The 23,477-nt window shown below is 65.1% G+C and carries 21 protein-coding genes, 1 tRNA gene and 1 riboswitch; of the genes, 7 read left to right on the forward strand and 15 right to left on the reverse strand.

The annotated features are described in order from the left end of the window. Nucleotides 1–158: 158 nt before the first annotated feature. Nucleotides 159–1,463 carry a DEAD/DEAH box helicase gene (locus LZA78_RS13005; RefSeq protein WP_498054424.1) on the forward strand — a complete coding sequence of 435 codons (1,305 nt, stop codon included), beginning with the start codon at nucleotides 159–161 and terminating at the stop codon, nucleotides 1,461–1,463. On the opposite strand, the gene LZA78_RS13010 is transcribed toward LZA78_RS13005, so the two are convergent. Next, entirely contained in the window at nucleotides 1,460–1,921 is a 462-nt protein-coding gene (locus LZA78_RS13010; protein WP_233677367.1) for a phage regulatory CII family protein, read from the reverse strand. The genes LZA78_RS13005 and LZA78_RS13010 overlap by 4 nt on opposite strands. A 255-nt stretch (nucleotides 1,922–2,176) precedes the next feature. Here LZA78_RS13010 and LZA78_RS13015 point away from each other — a divergent pair, with 255 nt between their 5' ends. Beyond that, a complete protein-coding gene (locus LZA78_RS13015; protein ID WP_233677368.1) occupies nucleotides 2,177–2,797 on the forward strand; it encodes a thymidine kinase in 621 nt (206 codons plus the stop codon). On the opposite strand, the gene LZA78_RS13020 is transcribed toward LZA78_RS13015, so the two are convergent. The 13 genes from LZA78_RS13020 to gltX all read right to left on the reverse strand — a co-directional run bounded on the left by LZA78_RS13020 (nucleotide 2,761) and on the right by gltX (nucleotide 15,476). After that, nucleotides 2,761–3,879: a beta-ketoacyl-ACP synthase III gene (locus LZA78_RS13020; protein WP_233677369.1), complete on the reverse strand. Its 1,119-nt coding sequence runs from the start codon at nucleotides 3,877–3,879 to the stop codon at nucleotides 2,761–2,763. The genes LZA78_RS13015 and LZA78_RS13020 overlap by 37 nt on opposite strands. Before the next feature lie 56 nt (nucleotides 3,880–3,935). Then, nucleotides 3,936–4,880: a 2-hydroxyacid dehydrogenase gene (locus LZA78_RS13025; RefSeq protein ID WP_233677370.1), complete on the reverse strand. Its 945-nt coding sequence runs from the start codon at nucleotides 4,878–4,880 to the stop codon at nucleotides 3,936–3,938. Then, complete coding sequence (locus tag LZA78_RS13030) at nucleotides 4,880–5,215, reverse strand: tRNA-binding protein (protein ID WP_233677371.1); 336 nt, start codon at nucleotides 5,213–5,215, stop codon at nucleotides 4,880–4,882. Before LZA78_RS13030 ends, LZA78_RS13025 begins: the two co-directional genes overlap by 1 nt. Further along, nucleotides 5,212–6,024 (reverse strand): pyrroline-5-carboxylate reductase, encoded by an 813-nt coding sequence (proC, locus tag LZA78_RS13035; protein ID WP_233677372.1) that lies wholly within the window; start codon nucleotides 6,022–6,024, stop codon nucleotides 5,212–5,214. Before proC ends, LZA78_RS13030 begins: the two co-directional genes overlap by 4 nt. Nucleotides 6,025–6,052: 28 nt before the next feature. Further along, nucleotides 6,053–6,556, reverse strand: coding sequence for a type III secretion system chaperone family protein (locus LZA78_RS13040; RefSeq protein WP_218628571.1), 504 nt, complete (start codon nucleotides 6,554–6,556; stop codon nucleotides 6,053–6,055). A gap of 256 nt (nucleotides 6,557–6,812) precedes the next feature. Next, the gene (gene fabI, locus LZA78_RS13045) at nucleotides 6,813–7,577 is read right to left on the reverse strand and encodes an enoyl-ACP reductase FabI (RefSeq protein WP_233677373.1); all 765 of its coding nucleotides are present in this window, start codon (nucleotides 7,575–7,577) and stop codon (nucleotides 6,813–6,815) included. A gap of 166 nt (nucleotides 7,578–7,743) precedes the next feature. Then, entirely contained in the window at nucleotides 7,744–8,439 is a 696-nt protein-coding gene (locus LZA78_RS13050) for a Crp/Fnr family transcriptional regulator (protein WP_233677374.1), read from the reverse strand. Nucleotides 8,440–8,705: 266 nt separating this feature from the next. Further along, nucleotides 8,706–8,781 (reverse strand) — tRNA-Ala (locus tag LZA78_RS13055). Between the two features lie 84 nt (nucleotides 8,782–8,865). Further along, nucleotides 8,866–9,309, reverse strand: coding sequence for a thioredoxin TrxC (gene trxC / locus LZA78_RS13060; RefSeq protein ID WP_233677375.1), 444 nt, complete (start codon nucleotides 9,307–9,309; stop codon nucleotides 8,866–8,868). Nucleotides 9,310–9,438: 129 nt separating this feature from the next. Continuing rightward, the gene (gene gcvP, locus LZA78_RS13065; protein WP_233677485.1) at nucleotides 9,439–12,273 is read right to left on the reverse strand and encodes an aminomethyl-transferring glycine dehydrogenase; all 2,835 of its coding nucleotides are present in this window, start codon (nucleotides 12,271–12,273) and stop codon (nucleotides 9,439–9,441) included. Nucleotide 12,274: 1 nt separating this feature from the next. After that, nucleotides 12,275–12,634 (reverse strand): glycine cleavage system protein GcvH, encoded by a 360-nt coding sequence (gcvH, locus tag LZA78_RS13070; protein ID WP_233677376.1) that lies wholly within the window; start codon nucleotides 12,632–12,634, stop codon nucleotides 12,275–12,277. Between the two features lie 11 nt (nucleotides 12,635–12,645). After that, a complete protein-coding gene (gcvT, locus tag LZA78_RS13075) occupies nucleotides 12,646–13,743 on the reverse strand; it encodes a glycine cleavage system aminomethyltransferase GcvT (protein WP_233677377.1) in 1,098 nt (365 codons plus the stop codon). A gap of 142 nt (nucleotides 13,744–13,885) precedes the next feature. Continuing rightward, nucleotides 13,886–13,975, reverse strand: a riboswitch (glycine riboswitch). A gap of 172 nt (nucleotides 13,976–14,147) precedes the next feature. Then, a complete protein-coding gene (gene gltX, locus LZA78_RS13080; protein WP_233677378.1) occupies nucleotides 14,148–15,476 on the reverse strand; it encodes a glutamate--tRNA ligase in 1,329 nt (442 codons plus the stop codon). 87 nt (nucleotides 15,477–15,563) lie between these two features. On the opposite strand from gltX, the gene LZA78_RS13085 reads away from it, so the two are divergent. The 3 genes from LZA78_RS13085 to LZA78_RS13095 all read left to right on the forward strand — a co-directional run bounded on the left by LZA78_RS13085 (nucleotide 15,564) and on the right by LZA78_RS13095 (nucleotide 17,989). After that, on the forward strand, nucleotides 15,564–15,968 hold the full coding sequence (locus LZA78_RS13085; RefSeq protein WP_233677379.1) for a metallopeptidase family protein: 405 nt from the start codon (nucleotides 15,564–15,566) through the stop codon (nucleotides 15,966–15,968). Between the two features lie 60 nt (nucleotides 15,969–16,028). Then, nucleotides 16,029–16,958, forward strand: coding sequence for an MBL fold metallo-hydrolase (locus LZA78_RS13090; RefSeq protein WP_233677380.1), 930 nt, complete (start codon nucleotides 16,029–16,031; stop codon nucleotides 16,956–16,958). 83 nt (nucleotides 16,959–17,041) lie between these two features. Continuing rightward, complete coding sequence (locus LZA78_RS13095; RefSeq protein ID WP_233677381.1) at nucleotides 17,042–17,989, forward strand: 1-phosphofructokinase family hexose kinase; 948 nt, start codon at nucleotides 17,042–17,044, stop codon at nucleotides 17,987–17,989. Nucleotides 17,990–17,993: 4 nt separating this feature from the next. On the opposite strand, the gene LZA78_RS13100 is transcribed toward LZA78_RS13095, so the two are convergent. Then, on the reverse strand, nucleotides 17,994–19,652 hold the full coding sequence (locus LZA78_RS13100) for an NAD+ synthase (protein WP_233677382.1): 1,659 nt from the start codon (nucleotides 19,650–19,652) through the stop codon (nucleotides 17,994–17,996). 200 nt (nucleotides 19,653–19,852) lie between these two features. Between LZA78_RS13100 and LZA78_RS13105 the strand changes: the two genes are divergently transcribed. Beyond that, nucleotides 19,853–21,310 (forward strand): MORN repeat-containing protein, encoded by a 1,458-nt coding sequence (locus LZA78_RS13105; protein WP_233677383.1) that lies wholly within the window; start codon nucleotides 19,853–19,855, stop codon nucleotides 21,308–21,310. A gap of 316 nt (nucleotides 21,311–21,626) precedes the next feature. Beyond that, complete coding sequence (locus tag LZA78_RS13110) at nucleotides 21,627–23,186, forward strand: 2-isopropylmalate synthase (RefSeq protein WP_233677486.1); 1,560 nt, start codon at nucleotides 21,627–21,629, stop codon at nucleotides 23,184–23,186. Nucleotides 23,187–23,477 lie beyond the last annotated feature (291 nt).

Below are 23,477 nucleotides of genomic sequence, written 5' to 3' on the forward strand. Positions count from 1 at the left end.
GAATAGGCCCATGGCCTCGGGGAGGAGGCGCGAGGACGGGGAAATCGGTCCCACATTCACGCGGGGGGCCAGCGCAGCGATCTGCGCACCCGCCCGCCTGCGCCCCTGACCGGGGCGAACCCCCTTTTGCGCCTATGGCGCCGACGAAAGACATGACTTTGGAAAACTTCGAAAACCTCGGCCTCGCGCCGATCCTGCTGCGCAACCTTCAGGGCCTCGGGCTGATCAAGCCCACCCCGATCCAGTCGCAGGCCATCCCGCACGTGGTCAAGGGCCGTGACATTCTGGGCCTTGCCCAGACCGGCACGGGCAAGACGGCTGCCTTCGGCCTGCCCATGCTGACCCGCATCATCTCCTATGGCAAACGCCCGGCGCCGAAAACCGTGCGCGCCCTTGTTCTGGCCCCCACGCGCGAGCTGGCGACCCAGATCCACGACAACCTCGCCGCCTATGCCGATGGCGCGCCCGTGCGCATCCAGCGCGTGGTCGGCGGCGCCTCGATCAACGTCCAGACCGAGAAGCTCTCGAAAGGCGTTGACGTGCTGATCGCGACGCCCGGCCGCCTGCTTGACCTGCTTGAGCGCCGCGCACTGGTGCTGTCGGAAACCAAATATCTGGTGCTCGACGAGGCCGACCAGATGCTCGACATCGGCTTCATCCATGCGCTGCGCAAGATCGCGCGCCTGATCCCGGCGGACCGCCAGACGCTGCTGTTCTCGGCCACCATGCCCAAGCTGATGGAAGAGCTGGCCGCAAGCTACCTGACCGACCCGGTGCGCGTGCAGGTCGCCGCCCCCGGCAAGGCCGCCGAGAAGATCGAGCAGGGCATCCACTTCACCACCCAAGGCGAGAAGGCCACCCTGCTGGCCGAATACCTGGCCAAGCACCGTGGTGAGCTGGCCGTGGTGTTCAACCGCACCAAGCATGGCTCGGACAAGCTGGCGCGACTGCTCGAAAACTGGGGCTTCCCGGTTCTGGCGATCCACGGCAACAAGAGCCAGAACCAGCGCGAGCGCGCGCTGGCCGCGTTCCGCGCGGGAGAGGTGGACGTGCTGGTGGCGACCGATGTCGCGGCGCGCGGCCTCGATATTCCGCAGGTGGCGCATGTCTATAACTACGACCTGCCGAACGTGCCCGAGAACTACGTCCACCGCATCGGCCGTACTGCGCGGGCGGGCCGTGACGGGCGCGCGGTTGCGTTCTGCGCGCCGCTTGAGATGGGCGACCTGCGCGCGATCGAAAAGGCGATGGGCGATTCCATCCCGGTGATCGGTGGTATGCCGCATGAAGACACCGGCGGCGTCAAACCCGGCGCGCGTCAGCGTCAGGGCCAGCGCCCCGGCGGCAAGCCCGGCCCGCGTGGCCAGCAGCAACAGCGCCCCTCAAAGGCCAAGCCTGCGGGCGGCGGCCAGCAAGCCCCGCGCCGCTCGGCCAAGCCCCGCAAGGCGCAACGGCACGATTAACGAACCGTCTCCTCCTCGAGATGCATCTTCATTTCGAGGAGGACACGCTGCAGCGCCTGCGTCTCGGACAGGAGGCGCTTGGCCTCGTTGATGGTGATCTTCCCATCCTGAATCGACTGGTGATACTCGGCCATCAGCATGGCGAATCGCTGGCTCAGCGCCACCACGTCCGAGTTGATCCCGCCACTTCCTTCATTGCGGCGCTCTTCGTCGAAGGAAATCGTCATCCCGCCCAGTTCCGCCAGCGCCATGGTGACATGGGGCACGGGCGACACGGCCTCAAGCCGGGCCACGACATCGATCGGCATGAAACGGTCGGCATGTTCGACGTCGGCCGAATAATAGCGCCCCAGCGTCGCCTTGGACTTGCCGCAGGTCTCTGCCGCGGCCTCGATGCCCACTTCCTTGACCAGTGCCTCGCTGTGCTTCTTCAGATAGCTGCCGACCGTATCAACCATTCAATCGCCCTCGAACCCATCGGCCTGCCCGCATGGGGAAAACCGGACCTGCTTTCCCATTATCGCGCAAGCCCGCAAATGTCACATCTAAACCGTCCGGGGCAGCCGGACATGTGTGAGTGACCGGCATCCCGGGCCGGTTTGGTTGGGACCCGCATTCCTGCCTTTCGGGAGGGACAGGGCCGTCATTTACGGCAGACGTGCGGGCTCCCTTTTTGTTTGCCTGCTCCGCCTGGCCTGCGCTATTTCCGGCCCATGGCTAAATTGTATTTCCATTATTCGACGATGAACGCGGGCAAGAGCACGATCCTCTTGCAGGCCTCCTACAACTATATCGAGCGCGGGATGCAGACCCTGCTGGTCACCGCGCAGCTCGACAAGCGCGCGGGCGAGGCCCGTATCGCCAGCCGCATCGGCATCGGCGCCGAGGCCGAGACCTTCACCGCCGAAACCGATATGTTCGCGCTGATCCGCGACCGGCTGACGGCAGGGCCCTGCGCGTGCATTTTCGTCGATGAGGCGCAGTTCCTGACCAAGGATCAGGTCTGGCAGCTGGCCCGCGCGGTCGATGACCTGCGCGTGCCGGTGATGTGCTACGGGCTGCGCGTCGATTTCCGGGGCGAGCTGTTCCCCGGCTCGGCCGCCTTGTTGGCGCTCGCCGACGAGATGCGCGAGGTGCGCACCATCTGCCATTGCGGTAAGAAAGCCACGATGGTGGTGCGCAAGGATGCCTCGGGGCAGGCCGCGCGCGATGGCGACCAGGTGCAGATCGGCGGCAACGAGACCTATGTGTCGCTCTGCCGCCGCCACTGGCGCGAGGCGGTGGGCGATATGCCCGCTCAGAACCGCTCGACGATCACCGAACCGACCGAGTAACCCGCTCCGAAGGAACAGATCAGCCCCAGATCGCCCGGCGCCAAATCGTCCGAGAAGCGGTCAAAGGCGATGATCGACCCGGCCGAGGAAGTATTGGCGAATTCCTGCAAGATGTTGGGCTGCTCGTTCCCCTCGGGGTCGCGGCCCAGAACCTTGCGGCCAATAAAGTCGTTCATCGTCTTGTTGGCCTGATGCAGCCAGAGGCGTTTCAGGGCGCCCGCCTCGACCCCGTCATCGCCGAGGTGGTGCAGGATATGCGCCGACACCATCGGCAGCACTTCCTTGAAGACCTTGCGGCCCTCTTGCATGAACTGCATGTCGCGCCGGTCGGCCATGCCATCGGGCCGGTTGCGCCGCAAGAAGCCGTTGTTGTTGCGAATATTGTTGGAAAACTCGGTCGCGCAGCGGGTTGAACGGATCTCGAACCCATGCGCGGCATCCTCGCGCCGCTCGATCAGGGTGGCGGTGGCGACATCGCCGAAGATGAAGTGGCAATCGCGGTCGCGCCATTCCAGATGGCCCGAGGTGATCTCGGGGTTCACCACCAGCGCCCGGCGCACCGAGCCCGCGCGGATCATGTCAGCCGCCGCCTGAATGCCGAAGGTGGCCGAAGAACACGCCACGTTCATGTCGAAGGCAAAGCCCTTGGCGCCGATCAGCTTCTGGATCTCGACCGCGATGGCCGGGTAGGCGCGCTCCATGTTCGAAGCTGCGCAGATCACCAGGTCGACCTCGTCCCCGCGGCGTCCGGCCTTTTCGAGTGCGGTGCGGCAGGCGGCGACGCCCATCTCGGCCATGATGCCCGGCTCATCGTCGCTGCGTTGGTGCAGGCGCGGATACATGCGCGCGGGGTCGAGCACGCCTTCCTTGTCCATCACATAGCGGCTTTCGATGCCCGAGGCCTTGAGGATGAACTCGCTCGAGGAGTGCGGGATCGCCTCCAATGTGCCGGCGGCGATGGCCTCGGCATTCTCGGCATTCACCCGGTCGGCATAGGCGTTGAAGGCAACGACCAGTTCGTCATTGGTGATCGTGTGCGGCGGGACATAGACCCCGGTTGCGGTGATGGCAGGCGTGAACATCTTGACCCCTTTTCAGTCGGCGCAGAGTCCGCCGAAGCCCCGATCAGGTCAAGGGATCAGAGCGCGTTCGGGGGCCGTGTGCCGTTACGGAACGCGATCAGATTGTCGAGCGCCATGAACCCCATCGCATCGCGCACCTCCAGCGCAGCCGTGCCCAGATGCGGCAAGAGCGTGACGTTATCCAGAACGCGCAGCGCCTCGGGGACATAGGGTTCCTGTTCATAGACATCGAGGCCCGCCCCCGCGATCACGCCCGCCTGCATGGCGGTAATCAGCGCAGGCTCGTCGATGATATCGCCGCGCGCGATGTTGATCAGATGGGCGTGCGGCTGCATCCTGGCGATTTCCGCCGCACCAATCAGGTGGCGGGTCTGCGGGGTCGCGGGCACGGCGAGCACCACGAAATCGGCCGTTGCCAGCACCTCGTCCATCGGCAGTTGCCGCGCGGGCAGGCCCGGATCGGCGATGGCCGAGCGGTTGTGGAACACCACCTCCATCCCAAACCCATAATGGCAGCGCCGCGCGATGGCCTTGCCGATGCGCCCCAGACCGATGATGCCTACGCGCTTGCCCGTCACGTGATGGCCGAGGAACTGCGTCGGCGTCCAGCCGGTCCAGGCGCCCGAACGCACATAGCGCTCGCCTGCAGTAGCGCGGCGCGCGCTCATCAAGATCAGCGTGAGCGCAATATCGGCTGTGGCATCGGTCACCGCGCCGGGGGTATTCGAGACGGTCACCCCCGCCGCACGGGCCGCCGAAACGTCGATATGGTTATAGCCCACGCCGAAATTCGCCACCATCCGGGCACGCGGATGGCCCGTAAATGCCTCGGCCGAGAGCTTGTCGCCCAATGTCACCAAAAGCGCATCATAATCCGCCAGCGCGGCGCGGGCTTCGTCGACCGTCATCGGCGCGGCGCCATTGCGGAAGGTCGCCTCGAACTCCTCGGCCACGCGCGCCTCGACCGAAGGCGTCAGCGCCCGCGTCACCAGAAGCCGCATCAGAAAAGCCTCCCGCCAAGCGGCACATCCTGACTAGGCGCGATCAGCACGACCTCGCCCGCTTCATCGGGCACGCCGAGGGTCAGCACCTCGGACATGAAGGGGCCAATCTGGCGCGGCGGGAAGTTTACTACCGCCATGACCTGCCGCCCCACCAGTTCCTCAAGCGTGTAATGCGTGGTGATCTGGGCCGCGCTTTTCTTGATGCCGATCTCGGGGCCGAAGTCGATCACCAGCTTGTAGGCGGGCTTGCGCGCCTTCGGGAAGGGCTGCGCCTCGATGATGCGGCCAACGCGGATATCGACCTTGAGGAATTCGTCAAACGAGATGGTCATTTGCCGAGTTCCCGCCCGCGATCCGCCGCAGCCTTGACAGCGCGCTTGAGCAGTGCCGGAAAGCCGGTTTCCTCATCCATCAGCACGGCCAGCGCGGCGGCGGTGGTGCCGCCGGGGCTGGTGACGTTGATGCGCAGCTGCACGGGGCTGTCGGCGGCGTCCTCGGCCAGTTGCCCTGCCCCGCCAACGGTCGCCTTGGCCAGCTTCATCGCCAGATCGGCCGGCAACCCTTCGGCCTCGCCCGCAGCAGCCAGGGCCTCAATCAGGTGGAAAACATAGGCGGGCCCCGAGCCGGAAACGGCGGTCACCGCGTCCATCTGGTGCTCGCCATCCAGCCGCACGACCTGCCCGACCGCGCTGAGCAACCCCTCGGCCGTCGCCAGATCATCGGCGCTGGCCGCACCATTGCCGGTGATCGCGGTTATGCCGCGACCGATGGCGGCGGGGGTGTTGGGCATAGCGCGCACGATGGGCGTGGCGGCGCCCAGAATAGCCTCATAGGTCGCGATGGTCGTGCCGGCGGCGACAGTCACGAACAGGGTCTTGCCCCCGCCCATCGCCTGCAACTGCGGCAGGGCCGCCGCCATCATCTGCGGCTTGACCGCGATCAGCACCACGGCGGGCGCCTCGGGCAGCTGGCCGTTCACGGCAACGCCCGTCGACTGCAGCCAGTCCGAGGGATGCGGGTCGATCACATGCACGGCGCCCGGCGCAAGTCCGCCCCGCAGCCAGCCCGCCAGCATCGCGGAACCCATCTTGCCACAGCCCAGCAGAACCAGCCCGCGCGTCGAAATCGTCGAAAAGTCCATTTTGCCCCCTTGGTCTCGGGGGCAAAGATTAGGCGCGCCCGTAGGCCTCTGCAATGGCGACCTTGAGCGCCTGTTCGGGCGACTCGTCGCCCCAGCAGGTCAGCTGCATCGCCGGGTAGAACCGCTCGGACGAGACCACGGCGGCGCCGATCAGCCGGTCGATCTGCTCGGGTCCGGCGATCTGACCGCCCGCCAGCACAAGGCCATAGCGCCAAACCATCAGGCGCTGCTCGGGCCACCAGGTGAAGGCGCCGGTCCAGACCTGATCGTTGATGCGGTTCAGCAGGTCATAAAGCGCCCCGTCGCGCGCGCCGGGCGGGTCCATCTCGAAGGTCGAGATCAGGCGCAGCGTTTCATCCTGCGCGGACCAAGCAAGCGTGATCGAGTAGGTGCGCCACTGCCCTTCAACCGTCATCGCGATCTGATCATGCGCGACCCGGTCGAAATCCCATTCATGCGCTTCGGCCAGCGACTCGACCACGTCGATCGGGTGGATCTCGTCGGAATAGAGATAGTCCTCGCTCAGTGCCATGCCCGTGCCCCCTGCCTGCTCTGTGCCCCTTGGGGTGCAGCTCCCCTAGGGTTTGGTAGTTCTACAAGGATCGGCGTCAGTTCCCGTTCCCCCTACAAGATATCGTGAGCCTAACGGGGTAATCTGTAAAGCAATTTGTCGTGGATAACTCGGCCCTCGCCACGAAATCTGGGGAGAACTGCAATGCAAAGGGGCGGCCCGACGGACCGCCCCCTGCGCAATCTCATGAACCGGATCAACAATCTCATGAACCGGATCAAGCAGTTATCGAGTAGCCCCCGTCGATATCATGCACGCCACCGGTCAGGTTGCTCGCCTCGCGCGAGGCAAGGAAGGCCGCCATCGCGCCGATATCGTCGATCGTGGCCAGCATATGCGTCGGCGCGCGGTTCGCGGCCTCGGACAGCAGGTCATCGAAATGGTCGATCCCCGAGGCCGCCCGCGTCGCCAGCGGCCCGGGCGAGAGCGCGTGCACCCGGATGCCCTTCTCACCCAACTCCGCCGCCGCGTAACGGACCGAGCTTTCCAGCGCGGCCTTCACCGGCCCCATGATGTTGTAATGCCGCACGACGCGGGTCGAGCCGAAGAACGACACCGACAGGCAGGTGCCGCCCTCGGGCATCAGCGGCTCGGCCATGCGGATCATGCGCAGGAAGGAATGAACCGAGATATCCATCGCCTGCCCGAACCCCTCGGCCGAGCTGTCGATGACCCGGCCATGCAGATCGGCCTTGGGCGCGAAGGCGATGGAGTGCAGGATCGTGTCGATCCGCCCCCATTTGCGGCCGATCTCTTCGAACACATCCTCCATCTGCCCCGGCGCGGTCACGTCAAGCGGCAGCTTGATCGTGGCACCCAGCTCCTCGGCCAGCGGGCGCACATGCGGCTCAGCCCGCGCGTTTAGCCAGGTCACCGCCAGCTCTGCCCCCTGCGCGCGAAAGGCACGCGCGCAGCCATAGGCGATCGACTGCGCATTCGCGATCCCGACGACGAGAACCTTCTGACCTTCGAGTGAAAACATCGAAAAACCTCCATTGGTTACCGCCATCTGCGCATGGAAAGGTTTCGACTTCACGACAGTTTTGCTGCGGCGCGGCATGAAGCGCGAAAAATCCCGAGCCGCCGTCAGAATTTAGGCAATCCCGCGCGAAAAGAGGCGCAGCGTGAAAGGGTTATCCGCAACGCCCCTAGGCCCAGGCATCCGCCGGGTCACTGCGGATCACGCCTTCCAGAAGATCGCGATTCACCACTTCGATCTCGCTCTGGTTCAAGGCAAGCCCATGCGCCTTCAGGCGGGCCAGCACCCGCGAGAGGCTTTCCGGCTTGATCCCGAGATGCGCCGCGACGAGGCTTTTCTCGAACGGCAGCTCGACCACCGTGCGGCCCTCCACCCGGCGCGCATGCCGCAGCAGGAAGGCCGCGACACGCTGAATCGCGGTCTGGGTCTTGAGCGATTCCACCTGATCGAACATCTGCTCAAGCGCGCTGAGCGTATGCGCAAGCAAGCGGCTGGCGAACTCCTGATCTTCGGCGGCAAGTGCCCGGATCTCGGCGGTTGGCAGTGACAGCAGACGGCAGATTGAGGCCGCCTCGGCCCCGTAGCTGTGCACCTGATCGCGAAGCCCGTCACAGAAGCCCACGGTTTCGAACTGGCTATGCATGCGCACCAGCGCCTCGTTCCCATTCGGCGTGACGCGGTAAAGCTTGACCCAACCCGAGAGGATCACATAGCAGCAGTCCGCCCGGCTCTGGTGCAGAAAAATATTCTCACCACGGCGAAACCGAACGGGGCGGGCAACGCGCATCAGGCGCTCCACGCTTTTCGGAGCCAAGCCGGAAAACATCGGGCTTGCGATCAAGCCTTCTGAAAAATGGATCGTCATTGAAATCCCCCTGCCCGTTCAAAACGCGAGCAGGCTACGGATCGCTTGCTGCGACACTTTGACACAGATCAAGACACGGGCATCCGCGCTGAAACTTTCGTCAAAAAGCTGTGGATAAGTTTTATCAAATGATAAATTTCATATGTAACTATTTGAAAGACATATGACAAAGTTGGATATTGATCGCACAACATGACGCCAGAATGACGGCTGTCGCTCCGAGAGTTGAAGCCACACAGGTTATCGATTTTCAGGGAAGAACGGCTTGGTGGAGCAGAGGGGGATCGAACCCCTGACCTCGTCATTGCGAACGACGCGCTCTCCCAACTGAGCTACTGCCCCTCACCGTGGGCGGGCTTTTCGCGCAGGCGCGGGGCATTGTCAAGCGCCCCAACCCGCGCCGCGCGAAAAATTCTCGCGCCTGCGTCAGGCCGCCACGCCCAGCTTCGAGCGCACGAAAGCCGCAATCTCGGCCGCCGGGCGCGCGCCCGCCGCGCGGGCCACCTCGCGTCCCTTACGGAACAGGATGAACGCCGGAATCCCCTGGATGCGATAGCGTTGCGTCGCAACCGGATTGACCTCGGTATTGATCTTGGCCAGCCTCACCTTGGGCGCCAGCATCCCGGCTGCCGCCTGGAACTGCGGCGCCATCTGACGGCAGGGCCCGCACCACGGCGCCCAGAAATCCACCAGCAGCGGCAGGTCGTCCTTCTCGGCCTTCGCGAGGATCTGGAAATCCACCTCCGCCACCTTGCCCGAGATCAGCGCGCCCCCGCAGACCCCGCATTTCGGCCCCACCCCCAGCTTCTCGGCAGGCACCCGGTTCGCCTGCCCGCACTCAAGACAGGTCACACGCATCGCTTCGGCCATGACAGCCTCCATTCGAATTCCATTCCCGAAATATATCGGAACCCCCACGCTACCGCGCAAGGCCCGCTCTTTCGGCTTTGTCCAAATATCCCGGGGGGTCCGGGGGGCAGCGCCCCCCCGGCCTTAGTCTTACTCGGCGGCGTAGGCCTCAAGCGGCGGGCAGGTGCAAATCAGGTTGCGGTCGCCATAGACGTTGTCCACCCGCCCGACAGGCGGCCAGTACTTGTCCTCGCGGAACGAACCGGGCGGGAAGCAGCCCTGCTCGCGCGAGTAAGGGCGATCCCACTCGGCCACCAGATCCTCGACGGTGTGGGGCGCGCGGCGCAGCGGGCTTTCCTCGGCGCTGATCTTGCCATCGGCCACATCGCGCACCTCCTCGCGAATAGCGAGCATGGCAGTGATGAAACGGTCGATCTCGGCCTTGGTCTCGCTTTCGGTGGGCTCCACCATCAGCGTACCCGCCACCGGCCAGCTCATCGTGGGCGCATGGAACCCGTTGTCGATCAGTCTCTTGGCAATGTCATCGACGGTCACACCCACCTCGGCGAACTCGCGCGTGTCGAGGATGCATTCATGCGCCACACGGCCCCGGTTGCCCATGAACAGGATCGGATAGGCCGCCTTCAACCGCGCCGCGATATAGTTGGCGTTCAGGATCGCCACGCGGGTCGCCTGCGTCAGCCCGGCCCCGCCCATCATCAGGCAATAGGCCCAGGAGATCAGCAGGATCGAGGCAGACCCATAGGGCGCCGCCGAAACCGGCCCCTCGTCGCCGCCCACCTCGGGGTGGCCCGGTAGATAGGGCGCCAGATGCGCCTTGACCCCGATCGGCCCCATGCCGGGGCCGCCACCGCCATGCGGAATGGCGAAGGTCTTGTGCAGGTTCAGGTGGCTCACGTCCGAGCCGATCTCTCCCGGCTTCACCAGCCCCACCAGCGCGTTCATGTTCGCGCCGTCCAGATAGACCTGCCCGCCGTACTCATGCGTGATCTCGCAGATCCGGCGCACGGTTTCCTCGAACACGCCATGGGTCGAAGGATAGGTGATCATGCAGGCTGCAAGATTGCCGCCCGCCTCCGCCGCCTTGGCCTCGAAATCCTCAAGGTCCACGTCGCCGTTCGGGGCGGATTTCACCACCACCACCTTCATCCCCGCCATCTGCGCCGAGGCCGGGTTGGTACCATGCGCCGAAACCGGGATCAGGCAGATGTTGCGGTGCCCCTCGCCGCGCGCGCGGTGATAGGCCGCGATGGTCAAAAGCCCCGCATATTCCCCCTGCGCACCCGAGTTGGGCTGCATCGAAAAGGCATCATAGCCGGTGATCTCGCACAGCTTCCCGGTCAGATCGGCGATGGCCTCGTGATAGCCCTGCGCCTGATCGGCGGGCGCAAAGGGATGCAGCGCGCCGAACTCGGGCCAGGTGATCGGCATCATCTCGGCGGCGGCGTTCAGCTTCATGGTGCAGGAGCCAAGCGGGATCATCGCGCGGTCAAGCGCGAGGTCACGGTCCGACAGGCGGCGCATGTAGCGCATCATCTCGGACTCGGCGCGGTTCATGTGGAATACCGGATGGGTCAGGTAGGCGCTTTGGCGCAGAAGATCCTCGGGGAAGCCAAGGCCGACCGTTTCAGGCACCGGATCGGTGATGCCGAAGGCGTCGAGCACGCGCACCAGCACATCGGTATCCGTCAGCTCATCGACCGAGATGCCCACGCGGTCGCGCCCAACCTTGCGCAGGTTGATCCCGCGATGGCGCGCGGCGGCCATGATGCCCATCTGCCCCACGCCAACCTTGACGGTGATCGTGTCGAAGAAGGCGCCGGGTGCCACCTCGGCCCCCGCGGCAACCAGCGCGTCGCGCAGTCGCACGGCGTTGAAATGCACCATCTCGGCGATGCCACGCAGGCCCATCGGCCCGTGGAACACCGCGTAGAACGAGGCCATCACCGCCAGCAGCGCCTGCGCAGTGCAGACGTTCGAAGTCGCTTTCTCGCGGCGGATATGTTGCTCGCGCGTTTGCAGGCTGAGGCGGTAGGCCTTGTCGCCATGGCTGTCGATCGACACGCCAACGATGCGCCCCGGCATGGCGCGTTTGAACTCGTCACGACAGGACATGAAGGCAGCGTGCGGGCCGCCATAGCCCATCGGCACACCGAACCGCTGCGCCGAGCCCACGGCGATATCCGCGCCCATCGCGCCCGGCTCTTTCAGCAGGCACAGCGCCAGAAGATCGGTCGCCACCACGGCCAGCGCCTTGGCGGCGTGCAGTTTCTCGATCAGGTCGGAGAAGTCGCGTACATGGCCGTAGGTGCCGGGATACTGGAAGATCGCACCAAAGACCGTCTCGGGCACCAGATCGTCTGGCTGAGCCTTGATGATCTCGATCCCCAGCGGCAGGGCACGGGTCTCGATCACGGCGATGGTCTGGGGATGCAGGTTGAGATCGACAAAGAAGGCGCGCGCCTTCGATTTCGCGCTGCGCTCTGCCATGGCCATGGCCTCGGCCGCGGCGGTGGCCTCATCGAGCAGCGAGGCATTGGCGACCGGCAGGCCGGTCAGATCGGCCACCATGGTCTGGTAGTTCAGAAGCGCCTCAAGCCGACCCTGCGCGATCTCGGGCTGGTAGGGGGTATAGGCGGTGTACCAGGCCGGGTTTTCCAGGATGTTGCGCTGGATCGCGGGCGGGGTGACGGTGCCGTAATAGCCCTGCCCGATCAGCGAGGTCATCACCTTGTTCTTTTCGGCCACCTTGCGCATCCGGGCCAGCAGCGCATGCTCGGTCAGCGGCGCCCAACCAAGGGGGTCGGCCTGGCGGATGCTCTTGGGCACCGTTTCGTCGATCAGGGCGTCGAGGTTCGGCACCCCCACGGCTTTCAGCATCTCGGACATTTCCGCCGGGCTCGGCCCGATATGGCGGCGGTTCGCGAAATCGTAGGTGTTGTATGTCGTGGGGGTGAACATGATCTTACCCGATGAAATCCTTGTATTCGTCTTCCGACATGAAATCGTCGAGCTGGCTCATGTCCTCGACCTTCATCTTGAAGAACCAGGCGGCGCCAAGCGGGTCTTCGTTCACGAGGCCCGGATTGTCTGCCAGCGCCTCGTTGACCTCGACGATTTCGCCATCGACCGGTGCGAGGATGTCCGAGGCGGCCTTGACCGACTCGATCACGCAGATCTCGTCGCCCTTGGCGACCTGGGTTTCAAGCTCGGGCAGTTCCACGAACACCACGTCGCCCAGCTGTTCCGAGGCATGATCTGTGATGCCCACGACGACCAGATCGCCCTCGACACGCAGCCATTCGTGTTCTTCAGTGAATTTCATGGGGAAGCTCCTCAGCGTTTGTAGGAATGGGGATGGAAGGGCATGGGCACGATGCGCGCGGGCAGACGCTTGCCGCGCACCTCGCCGTAAACCACTGTGCCCTCGGAAAGGTCGGTCGGCAGGTAGGCCATGGCCATCGGCGCCTCGATCGAGGGGCCGAAGCCGCCCGAGGTGACCTGGCCGATGGGCGCGCCGCCCTCGGCCTCGGCATAGATCTCAACGCCCTCGCGCATCGGCGCGCGGCCCTCGGGGCGCAGGCCCATGCGCAGGCGCGCGGGCCCTTCAGCCAATTCGCGCAGGATACGCTCGGCGCCGTGGAAGCCGCCCTCGGTGCGGCGGCGCTTCTGGATGGCCCAGTTCAGCCCCGCCTCGATCGGCGTCGTCGAGGTGTCGATGTCATGACCGTAAAGGCACAGCCCGGCTTCCAGCCGCAGGCTATCGCGCGCCCCAAGACCGATGGGCGCAACCTCCTCCATCGCCAGCAGTTCGCGGGCGAATTCCTCGGCCCGGTCGGAGGGCAGCGAGATTTCATAGCCGTCCTCGCCGGTATAGCCCGAGCGCGATATCCACAGTTCGGCGCCGTTCCAGCCATGGGTCTGCACATCCATGAAGCGCATCCCGGCAACGGCGGGCATCAGACGCGCCAGCACGGTTTCGGCCGCCGGACCCTGCAAGGCCAGCAGCGCGCGGTTGCGGATCACACAAACGCCTTCGAGGTAATCCTCAAGGTGGCGAATGTCGGCCTCGGCGCAGGCGGCGTTGACGACAAGGAACAGGTGATCGCCGCGGTTGGACACCATCAGATCATCAAGGATACCGCCCTCGGCATTGGTGAACATCGCATAACGCTGACGCCCCTCGCCCAGCCCGGTCACGTCGACTGGAACCAGCTCCTCAAGCGCCTTGCCCGCGCTGGCGGGCAGGATCACCTGCCCCATGTGGCTGACGTCAAACAGACCTGCCTGCGCGCGGCAATGCAGGTGTTCCTTCAATACGCCCATCGGGTATTGCACGGGCATTTCCCAGCCCGCGAATGGCACCATCTTGGCGCCCAGTTCGATATGCAGATCGTATAGCCCCGTCCGCTTGAGGACCGCATCGTCGGCCATCTCGCCCCCTTGTCAGCCGGATGCCCGGCACCGAATCCCATGACCTTTCGGTCCGCTCGATGCCCCCTCTGTCCCTACCCCATCGGGGCGCCTGAGATCGTTATCCCTTCGGCGGGCGCGCTTGCGCCACTCTCCAGATTCCTGAGTCAGAACGGTCCTTTTGCCTGAGAGTTTACCGGGGCGGTTGCTCCTTCGGCACTGGTCCGGAACCAGATTCTCCCGATCCTGACTGTCCTCGGATAGCCGAGCGCCCGCGCGCCTGACAAGCACAAAATCCAGAATCGACGCTTTTCGGAAAAAAGCGACATTCCCCCGTCGCAAACACGCAAAAAAGGGTGGGACGGGCCCACCCTCTTCTTGGCAGAAATACCTCGGGGGTGCGGGGGCGGTGCCCCCACCCCTGTTCAGCCTTTCGCGCGCACCTTGTGCAGCAGCGGCATCAGGTCGGCCATTTCGGGGCCATGCGCCTGCCCGGTCAGGGCCTTGCGCAACGGCATGAACAGCCCTTTGCCCTTGCGGCCCGTCGCTTCCTTGACGGCGGCAGTCCACTCGCCCCAGGTCGCTTGCGTGTAGGGCGGCTCAGCCAGCAGCGCGAGGGCGGCAGCGATGAACTCGGCATCCTCGGGCTCGATCACCGGTTCGGCGCCGTTCAGGCACAGATCGGCCCAGTGTTCGAGATCCGACAGTTTGTCGATGTTCTTCGAGGCCACGGCCCAGAAGGCGTCGCCCTGCGCGGCGGGAATGCCAAGGCGCGCGATGTCGTCCTTGACCGCCGCGTAGGGCAGTTGCTGGTTGCGCGCGCGGGTCAGCGGGATCAGGTCATTGGCGTCGAACTTGGTGGGCGCCGCGCCGAACTGGCTCAGGTCGAACCCATCGGCGATCTCGTCGATGCTCATCTTCAGTTCGACAGGCTGGCTCGACCCCAGACGCGCCATCATGCTCAGCAGGGCCTCGGGGGCGATGCCCGAAGCGCGCAGATCGCGGATCGACAGCGCGCCGAGGCGCTTCGAGAGCTCCTCGCCCTGCGCGCCGGTCAGCAACGAATGGTGCGCGAAGGCCGGGGCCTTGCCGCCAAGCGCCTCGATGATCTGGATCTGGGTCGCGGTATTGGTGACGTGGTCGGCGCCGCGCACGATATGGGTTACGCCCATCTGGATGTCATCGACCGACGAGGCGAATGTATAAAGCACCTGCCCGCCCGCCTTGATCAGCACCGGGTCCGACACCGAGCCCGCGTCGATCGAGATAGGGCCGAGGATGCCGTCTTCCCACTCGGTCCGCACCTGGTCGAGCATGAAGCGCCAGTAGCCCTCGCGGCCCTCGTCGCGGAAGCGCTCCTTCTGATCCTCGGTCAGCGCCAGCGCGGCGCGGTCGTAGACCGGCGGCTTGTGCATGTTGAGCAGCTTCTTGCGCTTGAGGTCCAGCTCGGTCGGGCTTTCGAAACATTCGTACAGCTTGCCCATCCGGCGCAGGCTTTCCGCCGCCGCCTCGTAGCGGTCAAGGCGCAGCGACTGGCGCTCTTCGCGGTCCCACTGGATACCGAGCCATTCGAGGTCGGCTTTCAGCGCATCCACATATTCCTGCTTCGAGCGCTCCTGGTCGGTGTCGTCGATACGCAGGATGAACGTGCCGCCGGTCTTGCGGGCGATCAGATAGTTCATCAGCGCGGTGCGCAGGTTGCCGACGTGGATATAGCCCGTGGGCGAAGGGGCGAAGCGGGTAACGGTGGTCATGAAGGGTCTCCTGTTCCGCCTGCTCTTTCACAAAGGGCCTCTTTTGTCCATATCAAGCAGGGGCCGGGGGCTACGGAGGGCACTACGATGGACGGTTGGAACGGGCGGCTCGCGCCCACGCTTGCGGAATTCGAGGCGCTGGCCGAAGCTGCGCGCGCAACGCTCCCCGAGGCGTTCCGCGCCCCCGCCGCTGCCGTCGTGCTGCGCGTCGAGGATTTCGCCCCCGAGGATCTGCTCGACGAGATGGAGATCGAGGATGCCTTCGAGCTGACCGGCCTCTACGAGGGCATCCCGATGACCGAGAAATCGGTGATGGACCCCGGCGGGCCGGATGTGATCTGGCTCTTCCGCCGCCCGATCCTGGATGAATGGGCCGCGCGTGGCGACGTGCCGCTGGATGAACTGATCGCCCATGTCTTCATCCACGAACTTGCCCATCATTTCGGCTGGTCTGACGGTGATATCGCCACGATAGACCGCTGGTGGGAGTGATCCCTTGCCCCGCGCGGGCACGGCCCTACCCTCTTGCCCATCAAACAGGGAGGCCTTTTCATGACGATCCGACTGAACAGACGTGCTGCCCTCGCCACGGCCGGCCTGGCTTTTGCAGCCCCGGCCCTTTTGCGCGGGCGACCCGCCGCGGCACAGAGCACGACTGCCCCGCCCGCCGCGATCCCGCCCTACCGGCGGATGCAGCTTGGCAATTTCACCGTGACCACTCTGCTGGTCGGCACCCGCCCGATGGACGAACCCCAGGGCGTATTCGGGATGAACGCCAGCCCCGAGGATTTCGCCGCACTGTCCGAGGCGGCCTTCATCCCCTCCGACAAATCGGTCAATTTCTTCACCCCGACGCTGGTCGAGACCGGCTCGGAAAAGATCCTTTTCGACACCGGGCTTTCGGCCGATGGCATCCGCGCGGCGCTGACAGCGGCAGGGCATGACGCGGCCTCGATCACCACGGTGGTGCTGACCCATATGCATGGCGACCATATCGGCGGCCTCAGCGACGATGCGGGCGCGACCTTCGCCAATGCCGCCTATGTCACCGGCCAGGCCGAGTTCGACCACTGGGCCGCTGCCGGAAACGAGGGGTTCGAGGCCAAGGTGCGCCCGCTGGCCGAAAAGATGCGATTCCTTGGCGATGGCGAGGATGTGACGGGCGGTATTAGCTCGGTTCTGGCCGCGGGACACACGCCGGGCCACATGGCCTATTGGCTGCAAAGCGAGGGGCGGCAGCTGGTGCTGACTGCCGACACCGCCAACCACTACGTCTGGTCGCTGCAAAAGCCCGACTGGGAAGTGCGCTACGATGCCGATAAGGCCGCCGCCGCCGCGACCCGGCGCAGCCTTCTGGGGCGCATCGCGGGCGACAAGGTGCCATTCGTCGGCTACCACATGCCCTTCCCCGGCGTGGGCTACCTTGAGACCAAGGACGACGGCTTCCGCTTCGTGCCAGCCAGCTACCAGTTCGATCTTTAATCCTTCTGCGCTGCGGCGATCCCCTTGGATCGCCGCGCCCAACCTGTCATGATTGCGCTAAACCTACCCGCGCGGGGGCGCCCATGACCTCGATCCTGACCATCACCCTCAATCCCACGGTCGATCTGTCGATCACCGCCGAGCATGTCGAGCCTGACCGCAAGCTGCGCTGCTCGCGCCCCGACGAAGACCCCGGCGGCGGCGGCATCAACGTCAGCCGCGCGATCACTGTTCTGGGCGGGCATTCCACCGCCTTCGTGGCGCTTGGCGGCCCGACGGGCGACAAGGTCATGCACCTTCTGGCCGAGCAGGGCATCGGCCTTTACCCCTTCCCCGCCCCCGCCGAAACGCGCCAGAGCCTGACCGTCACTGATGCATCGACCGGCGAGCAGTATCGCTTTGTCATGCCCGGCCCCACATGGAGCACGGGCGATGTGAAGAAGGCGCTCGACCGGATCGCGCGGGCGGCGCCGGAAAACGGAATCGTGGTGCTTTCGGGCAGCCAGCCGCCGGGCGCACCCGACGATTTCCCCGCACGGCTGTCGTCGCGCATCGCCCGGACCAGGGCGCGCTTCTTTCTCGACACCTCGGGGCGGGCGCTGCACAACCTGCTTTATTCCGGCGCCAAGCCCGCCGACGTTTTGCGCATGGACGATATCGAGGCCGAGGAACTGGCCGGCCGCCAGCTTCCCCATCGCTCCGACAGCGCCGATTTCGCGCAAAGCCTCGTGCTACGCGGGATCGCCAAGGCGGTGATCGTGGCGCGCGGCGGCGATGGCAATGTGCTGGCCACCGCGACCGAGCGATGGGTGGCCGAGGCAGCCCCCGTCCCGGTCGTCTCCAAAGTGGGCGCGGGCGACAGTTTCGTCGGCGCCTTCACCCTTGCGCTGGCGCGAGGGTTGGCTCTGCCCGAGGCGCTGCAATGGGGTGCTGCGGCGGCCTCGGCGGCGGTGATGACCCCCGCAACCGACCTGTGCGAAATGCGCGAGGTGCGGCGCCTGCTGCCCGCCTGCCCCGTCTCGGCGCTCTGAGCGGTCAACTCGGGTCGCGCCAGCGGTTGACCATCGGGTAGCGGCGATCCAGCCAGAAGGCCCGCGTCGTCAGGCGCGGCCCCGGCGCCGACTGGAAACGCTTCCATTCCGAGATATAGAGCAGATGCTCGATGCGCTTGACCGTGGCACGGTCAAAGCCCGCCGCGACGATTTCCTCGACCGACTGATCCTCTTCCACCAGCCGCTCGAGGATCGCGTCGAGCACCTCGTAGGGCGGCAGGCTGTCCTGGTCCTTCTGGTTTTCGCGCAGCTCGGCCGAGGGCGGCTTGGTGATGATCTGCGGCGGCACGACCTCGCCCTCCGGGCCCTTCATCCAGGGGCGGTGATTGGCATTGCGCCAGCGGCAGGTCTCAAACACGCGGGTTTTATAAAGGTCTTTCAGCGGGTTATAGCCGCCAGCCATGTCGCCATAGATAGTGCAGTAGCCCACCGCGACCTCGGATTTATTGCCCGTGGTCAACAGCATTGCGCCGAATTTGTTCGAGATCGCCATCAGCATGACGCCGCGCAGGCGCGACTGGATGTTTTCCTCGGTCACGTCGGGCTTGGTGCCCTCCATCAGATGCGCAAGCGCGCCTTCGACCGAATGGCGGCTTTCCTCGATCGAGACGGTATCGAGCCGACAGCCCAACCGCCGCGCCGCATCCGCCGCATCGTCCAACGACCCCTGCGACGTGAAACGCGAGGGCAGCATGACGCAATGCACATTCTCGGGCCCCATCGCATCGGCCGCGATTGTCGCCACCAGCGCCGAGTCGATCCCGCCCGACAGGCCCAGCACAACCTTCTTGAAGCCCGACTTGGCCAGGTAGTCATGCAGGCCCATGACCATAGCGCGGTAATCCTGCTCCCAATCCTCGGGCTGCGCGTCCTTGCGGCCGGGCAGCGCGCGCCAGCCCTCGGGGCCGCGCTGAAAATCGACATGGTCGATGACCTCGTCGAACGGCGCGAAATGCGCGGCCATCTCGCCATGCGGGTTCAGAACGAAGCTTGATCCGTCGAAAAGCTGGTCATCCTGTCCGCCGACCATGTTGAGGTAAACCAGCGGCAGCCCCGTCTCGACCACCCGCGCCACAGCGACATTCATCCGCAGGTCAAGCTTGCGGCGGCGATAGGGAGAGCCGTTCGGCACCAGCAGGATCTCGGCCCCGGTCTCGGCCAGCGTCTCGGCCACGTCCGGGTGCCAGGCATCTTCGCACACCGGCGTGCCGATGCGCAGCGGCCCGATCCGGTACGGCCCCGAGATCGGCCCCGAATCGAACAGGCGCATCTCGTCGAAGACATCCTCATGCGGCAGGTGATGCTTGAGCAGCCGGGCCACGACCTTGCCCTCCTGCAAGATCCAGTAGGCGTTGTAATGCCCGCTCTCGTCCCAGTAGGGCCCGCCGATGCCAAGCGCGGGGCCATCGGTGATCTTCGCGGCCAAGGCCTCCATCGCCGCCATGGCATCGCGCACGAACACGGGTTTGAGCACCAGATCCTGCGTCTGATAGCCGGTCAGGAACATCTCGGGCAGGGCCACCATCTGCGCCCCGGCGCGCTTGCCCTCTTGCCAGACGGCCAGCGCCTTGTCGGCATTGGCCCCAAACGCGCCCACGGTGGCGTTCAACTGGGCAAGGGTCAGGCGAAATGTCTCGGCCATTGGCGGCTCCTCTTACACGTCTGGCTTGGTTTAGCGCCAAGGCTGACCGGTTGAAAGGCAGGCTGCGTCAAATTTGCCCCGTTCGGCAAGGCTTGGCACCCGCGACGCCCCGCGGAACGCTTGTCTCGGCCCAAAGCTGCCTTTAGGCTGTGCACGCCCGGGCAGAGCAGGCCACGGGCCAAGATTGATAGGGGGCACGTATGGCAGGCAACGGCAGCAGGGTCGGTCAATTCCGGGCATATGGTCTGGCACTGGCACTCTCGGGCCTTGCGGCATCGCTGCCGCTGAGCGTGGCGGCGCAGGACGTCGTTACCAAGCAATATGACGACGGCGGCGTCTATGAGGGCACCTTCAAGGACGGCAAGCAGCACGGCACCGGCAGCTACCGCCTGCCCTCGGGCTATGAATATGACGGCGACTGGGTCATGGGTGAGATCCTGGGCCAGGGCCGCGCGAAATTCCCCAACGGCTCGGTCTATGAGGGCCAGTTCGCCAAGGGCGAGCCGAACGGCAAGGGCAAGATCACCTTCGCCGATGGCGGCACCTATGAGGGCGACTGGGTCGCGGGCCAGATCACCGGCGAGGGCGTGGCGACCTATGCCAACGGCACCACCTACACCGGCACCTTCAAGAACGCGCTGCATGACGGCAAGGGCGTGCTGACCGGCCCTGACGGCTACCGCTACGAGGGCGACTGGGTCGCCGGCGTCAAGCAGGGCAAGGGCAAGATCACCTACCCCGATGGCGCGGTCTATGAGGGCGACATGCTGGCCGGGCTGCGCGCCGGTCAAGGTAAGCTGAGCATGGCCGACGGGCTGACCTATGAGGGCGGCTGGAAAGAGGGCCAGATGGACGGCGCCGGGCGCCTCGTGCAGGGCAATGGCGATGTCTTCGAGGGCTCGATGGCCAGAGGCAAGCGCGAGGGGCCGGGCAAGGTGACCTATGCGAACGGCGATGTTTACGAGGGCGGCTTCGTCGCCGACCGCCGTCAGGGCAAGGGTATCTTCCGCGGCACCGATGGCTATATCTATGACGGCGACTGGTTCGAGGGCCGGATCGAAGGCACTGGCACCGTGACCTACCCCGATGGCTCGGTCTATGCCGGGCAGTTCGTGAACGACCTGCCACAGGGCAAGGGTCTGATCACCTATCCCGATGGCTCGACCTATGAGGGCGACTGGCAGGCGGGCGTGATCGAGGGTACCGGCGTCGCGCGCTATGCCAACGGGCTGGTCTATGAGGGCCAGTTCCTCGCCGCGCGCAACCACGGCATGGGCAAGATGACCTATCCCGACGGCTACACTTACGAAGGCCAGTGGGCCGATGGCCAGCGCCACGGCCAGGGCCGCGCGACCTATTCCGACGGCACGGTTTACGAGGGCAATTTCGAGGCCGGCCAACGCTCGGGCCGAGGCAAGATCACCATGCCGGGCGGCTTCACCTATCAGGGCGGCTGGCGCAGCGGCGAGATCGACGGCGAAGGCGTGGCCACCTATGCCAATGGCGATGTCTATGAAGGCACCTTCGTCATGGGCAAGCGCCAGGGTAAGGGCGTGATGCGCTATGCCTCGGGCGAGGTCGCCTCGGGCACCTGGAACGAGAACGTTCTGACCGAGGAAGCCCCGGCACCGGCCGCTGCGGCGCCCGCAGGGAACTGAGTCCCGCGCATCGCCGCTAGTGCGGATCGCTCCGCGCCACACGATCGGCATTTTTCGCTTTTCAATCGCGCGCGACGCCCTATAGTCCGACCCCATGACACGGATGATGAACATTTCGACCGACCGCACCGGGGCCTTAGCCCCCGGCCTGTCCGTCCGTGGTCTCCTTCTTCTTAGCAGCCTCTGAGCGTGCCTTCGGGCGCGACCGCTCAGGGGTATCCAGCGCCCGAAGTTCCCGAAGCCCAAGCGAGTGCTGGCCTTCGGGGTTCCATGACGCTAAGGAAAATGACGAAGAGACAATCCCATGGCCCAGAATATGACTGACAATTCCCGAGTTCTGATTTTCGACACCACCCTGCGTGACGGCGAACAGTCGCCCGGCGCAACCATGACCCATGACGAGAAGCTGGAAATCGCACAGCTGCTCGACGAGATGGGCGTCGATATCATCGAGGCGGGCTTCCCGATCGCCTCCGAGGGCGACTTCGAGGCGGTCTCGGACATCGCGAAGAATGCCAAGAACTCGGTGATCTGCGGCCTGAGCCGCGCGAACTACAAGGATATCGACCGCTGCTGGGAGGCCGTGCGCCACGCCAAGCGCCCGCGCATCCACACCTTCATCGGCACCTCGCCGCTGCACCGGGGCATCACCAACCTCGGCCAGGACGAGATGATCACCCGCATCCATGAGACCGTCACCCACGCCCGCAACCTGTGCGAGGATGTGCAATGGTCGGCAATGGACGCGATCCGGACCGAGCGCGACTACCTCTGCCGCGTGGTGGAAACCGCGATCAAGGCCGGTGCGACCACGATCAACATCCCCGACACGGTGGGCTATACCCTGCCGCAGGAATCGGCCGACATCATCGCGATGCTGCTGGAGAAAGTGCCGGGCGCCGATCAGGTGATCTTCGCGACGCACTGCCACAACGACCTCGGCATGGCGACGGCGAACGCGCTGGCGGCAGTTTCCGCCGGGGCGCGCCAGATCGAATGCACGATCAACGGTCTGGGCGAGCGCGCGGGCAACACGGCGCTTGAAGAGGTCGTGATGGCGATCAAGGTGCGCAAGGACCTGATGCCCTTCACCACCAAGATCGACACCACGAAGATCATGAACATCTCGCGCCGCGTCAGCCAGGTTTCGGGTTTCCCGGTGCAGTTCAACAAGGCCATCGTCGGCAAGAACGCCTTCTTGCATGAATCGGGCATCCATCAGGACGGCGTGCTGAAGAACGTCGAGACCTTCGAGATCATGAAGCCCGCCGATATCGGCATCACCGAGACGAACATCGCCATGGGCAAGCACTCGGGCCGCGCGGCGCTGCGCTCGAAGTTGCAAGACCTGGGTTTCGAGATGGCCGATAACCAGCTCAACGATGTGTTCGTGCGCTTCAAGGCGCTGGCCGACCGCAAGAAGGAAATCTACGACGACGACCTGATCGCGCTGATGTCGGACTCGGCCGCCAATACCGACACCGACTACCTGCAAGTCAAGTGGCTGCGTGTGGTCTGCGGCTCGGACGGTCAGGAGGCCGAGCTGAAGATGCTGGTCGATGGCGTCGAGAAGTCTGCCAAGTGCCAGGGCGACGGCCCGGTCGATGCGGTCTTCAACTGCGTCAAGGAGATCTACCCGACCACCGCGCGGCTCAAGCTCTATCAGGTCCATGCCGTGACCGAGGGCACCGATGCGCAGGCCACCGTCTCGGTGCGTCTGGAAGAGGAAGGCCGTATCGTGACCGGCTCGGCCGCCGATACCGACACGATCCTGGCTTCGGTCAAGGCCTATGTCGGCGCACTGAACCGCCTGCGCGTGCGCAGCCAGAAGACCGCACCGGATGCCGATGTGAAATCGATCAGCTACAAGCTCTGATCGGGGTTTCGACCCATGGGCGCCGCGCGGAACCCCGCGCGGCGCCTTTTTCATGCGCAAGGGCAGGTTCGAAAATGGAAACTTCCGCCGCGCGACCCGGAAATCGGCCGTCTGGCGCACGATTTCGTGAGATGTTGGAAATAGTCAATTCCCAGGTCCAACGAGACGACCATTTCAGCAGGAAAATTGCAAAACGGAAAACACCCGGCAGCCGATACGCGGAATGCCGCGTGCCCGCCCCGGTGCGACAGGGATTCGGCTTCCGCATTTGCGGCGCTTTGCCTATACGGA

The sequence above is a fragment of the Rhodobacter flavimaris genome, from assembly GCF_021378075.1.
Lineage (GTDB): Bacteria > Pseudomonadota > Alphaproteobacteria > Rhodobacterales > Rhodobacteraceae > Rhodobacter > Rhodobacter flavimaris.

Bases quoted from the DNA above. Each gene is read 5' to 3' on its own strand.
- LZA78_RS13010 (WP_233677367.1), bottom strand. From the start codon at position 1,921: ATGGTTGATACGGTCGGCAGCTATCTGAAGAAGCACAGCGAGGCACTG.
- LZA78_RS13015 (WP_233677368.1), top strand. From the start codon at position 2,177: ATGGCTAAATTGTATTTCCATTATTCGACGATGAACGCGGGCAAGAGC.
- LZA78_RS13020 (WP_233677369.1), bottom strand. From the start codon at position 3,879: ATGTTCACGCCTGCCATCACCGCAACCGGGGTCTATGTCCCGCCGCAC.
- LZA78_RS13025 (WP_233677370.1), bottom strand. From the start codon at position 4,880: ATGCGGCTTCTGGTGACGCGGGCGCTGACGCCTTCGGTCGAGGCGCGC.
- LZA78_RS13030 (WP_233677371.1), bottom strand. From the start codon at position 5,215: ATGACCATCTCGTTTGACGAATTCCTCAAGGTCGATATCCGCGTTGGC.
- proC (WP_233677372.1), bottom strand. From the start codon at position 6,024: ATGGACTTTTCGACGATTTCGACGCGCGGGCTGGTTCTGCTGGGCTGT.
- LZA78_RS13040 (WP_218628571.1), bottom strand. From the start codon at position 6,556: ATGGCACTGAGCGAGGACTATCTCTATTCCGACGAGATCCACCCGATC.
- fabI (WP_233677373.1), bottom strand. From the start codon at position 7,577: ATGTTTTCACTCGAAGGTCAGAAGGTTCTCGTCGTCGGGATCGCGAAT.
- LZA78_RS13050 (WP_233677374.1), bottom strand. From the start codon at position 8,439: ATGACGATCCATTTTTCAGAAGGCTTGATCGCAAGCCCGATGTTTTCC.
- trxC (WP_233677375.1), bottom strand. From the start codon at position 9,309: ATGGCCGAAGCGATGCGTGTGACCTGTCTTGAGTGCGGGCAGGCGAAC.
- gcvH (WP_233677376.1), bottom strand. From the start codon at position 12,634: ATGAAATTCACTGAAGAACACGAATGGCTGCGTGTCGAGGGCGATCTG.
- gcvT (WP_233677377.1), bottom strand. From the start codon at position 13,743: ATGGCCGACGATGCGGTCCTCAAGCGGACGGGGCTATACGATCTGCAT.
- gltX (WP_233677378.1), bottom strand. From the start codon at position 15,476: ATGACCACCGTTACCCGCTTCGCCCCTTCGCCCACGGGCTATATCCAC.
- LZA78_RS13085 (WP_233677379.1), top strand. From the start codon at position 15,564: ATGGACGGTTGGAACGGGCGGCTCGCGCCCACGCTTGCGGAATTCGAG.
- LZA78_RS13090 (WP_233677380.1), top strand. From the start codon at position 16,029: ATGACGATCCGACTGAACAGACGTGCTGCCCTCGCCACGGCCGGCCTG.
- LZA78_RS13095 (WP_233677381.1), top strand. From the start codon at position 17,042: ATGACCTCGATCCTGACCATCACCCTCAATCCCACGGTCGATCTGTCG.
- LZA78_RS13100 (WP_233677382.1), bottom strand. From the start codon at position 19,652: ATGGCCGAGACATTTCGCCTGACCCTTGCCCAGTTGAACGCCACCGTG.
- LZA78_RS13105 (WP_233677383.1), top strand. From the start codon at position 19,853: ATGGCAGGCAACGGCAGCAGGGTCGGTCAATTCCGGGCATATGGTCTG.
- LZA78_RS13110 (WP_233677486.1), top strand. From the start codon at position 21,627: ATGACTGACAATTCCCGAGTTCTGATTTTCGACACCACCCTGCGTGAC.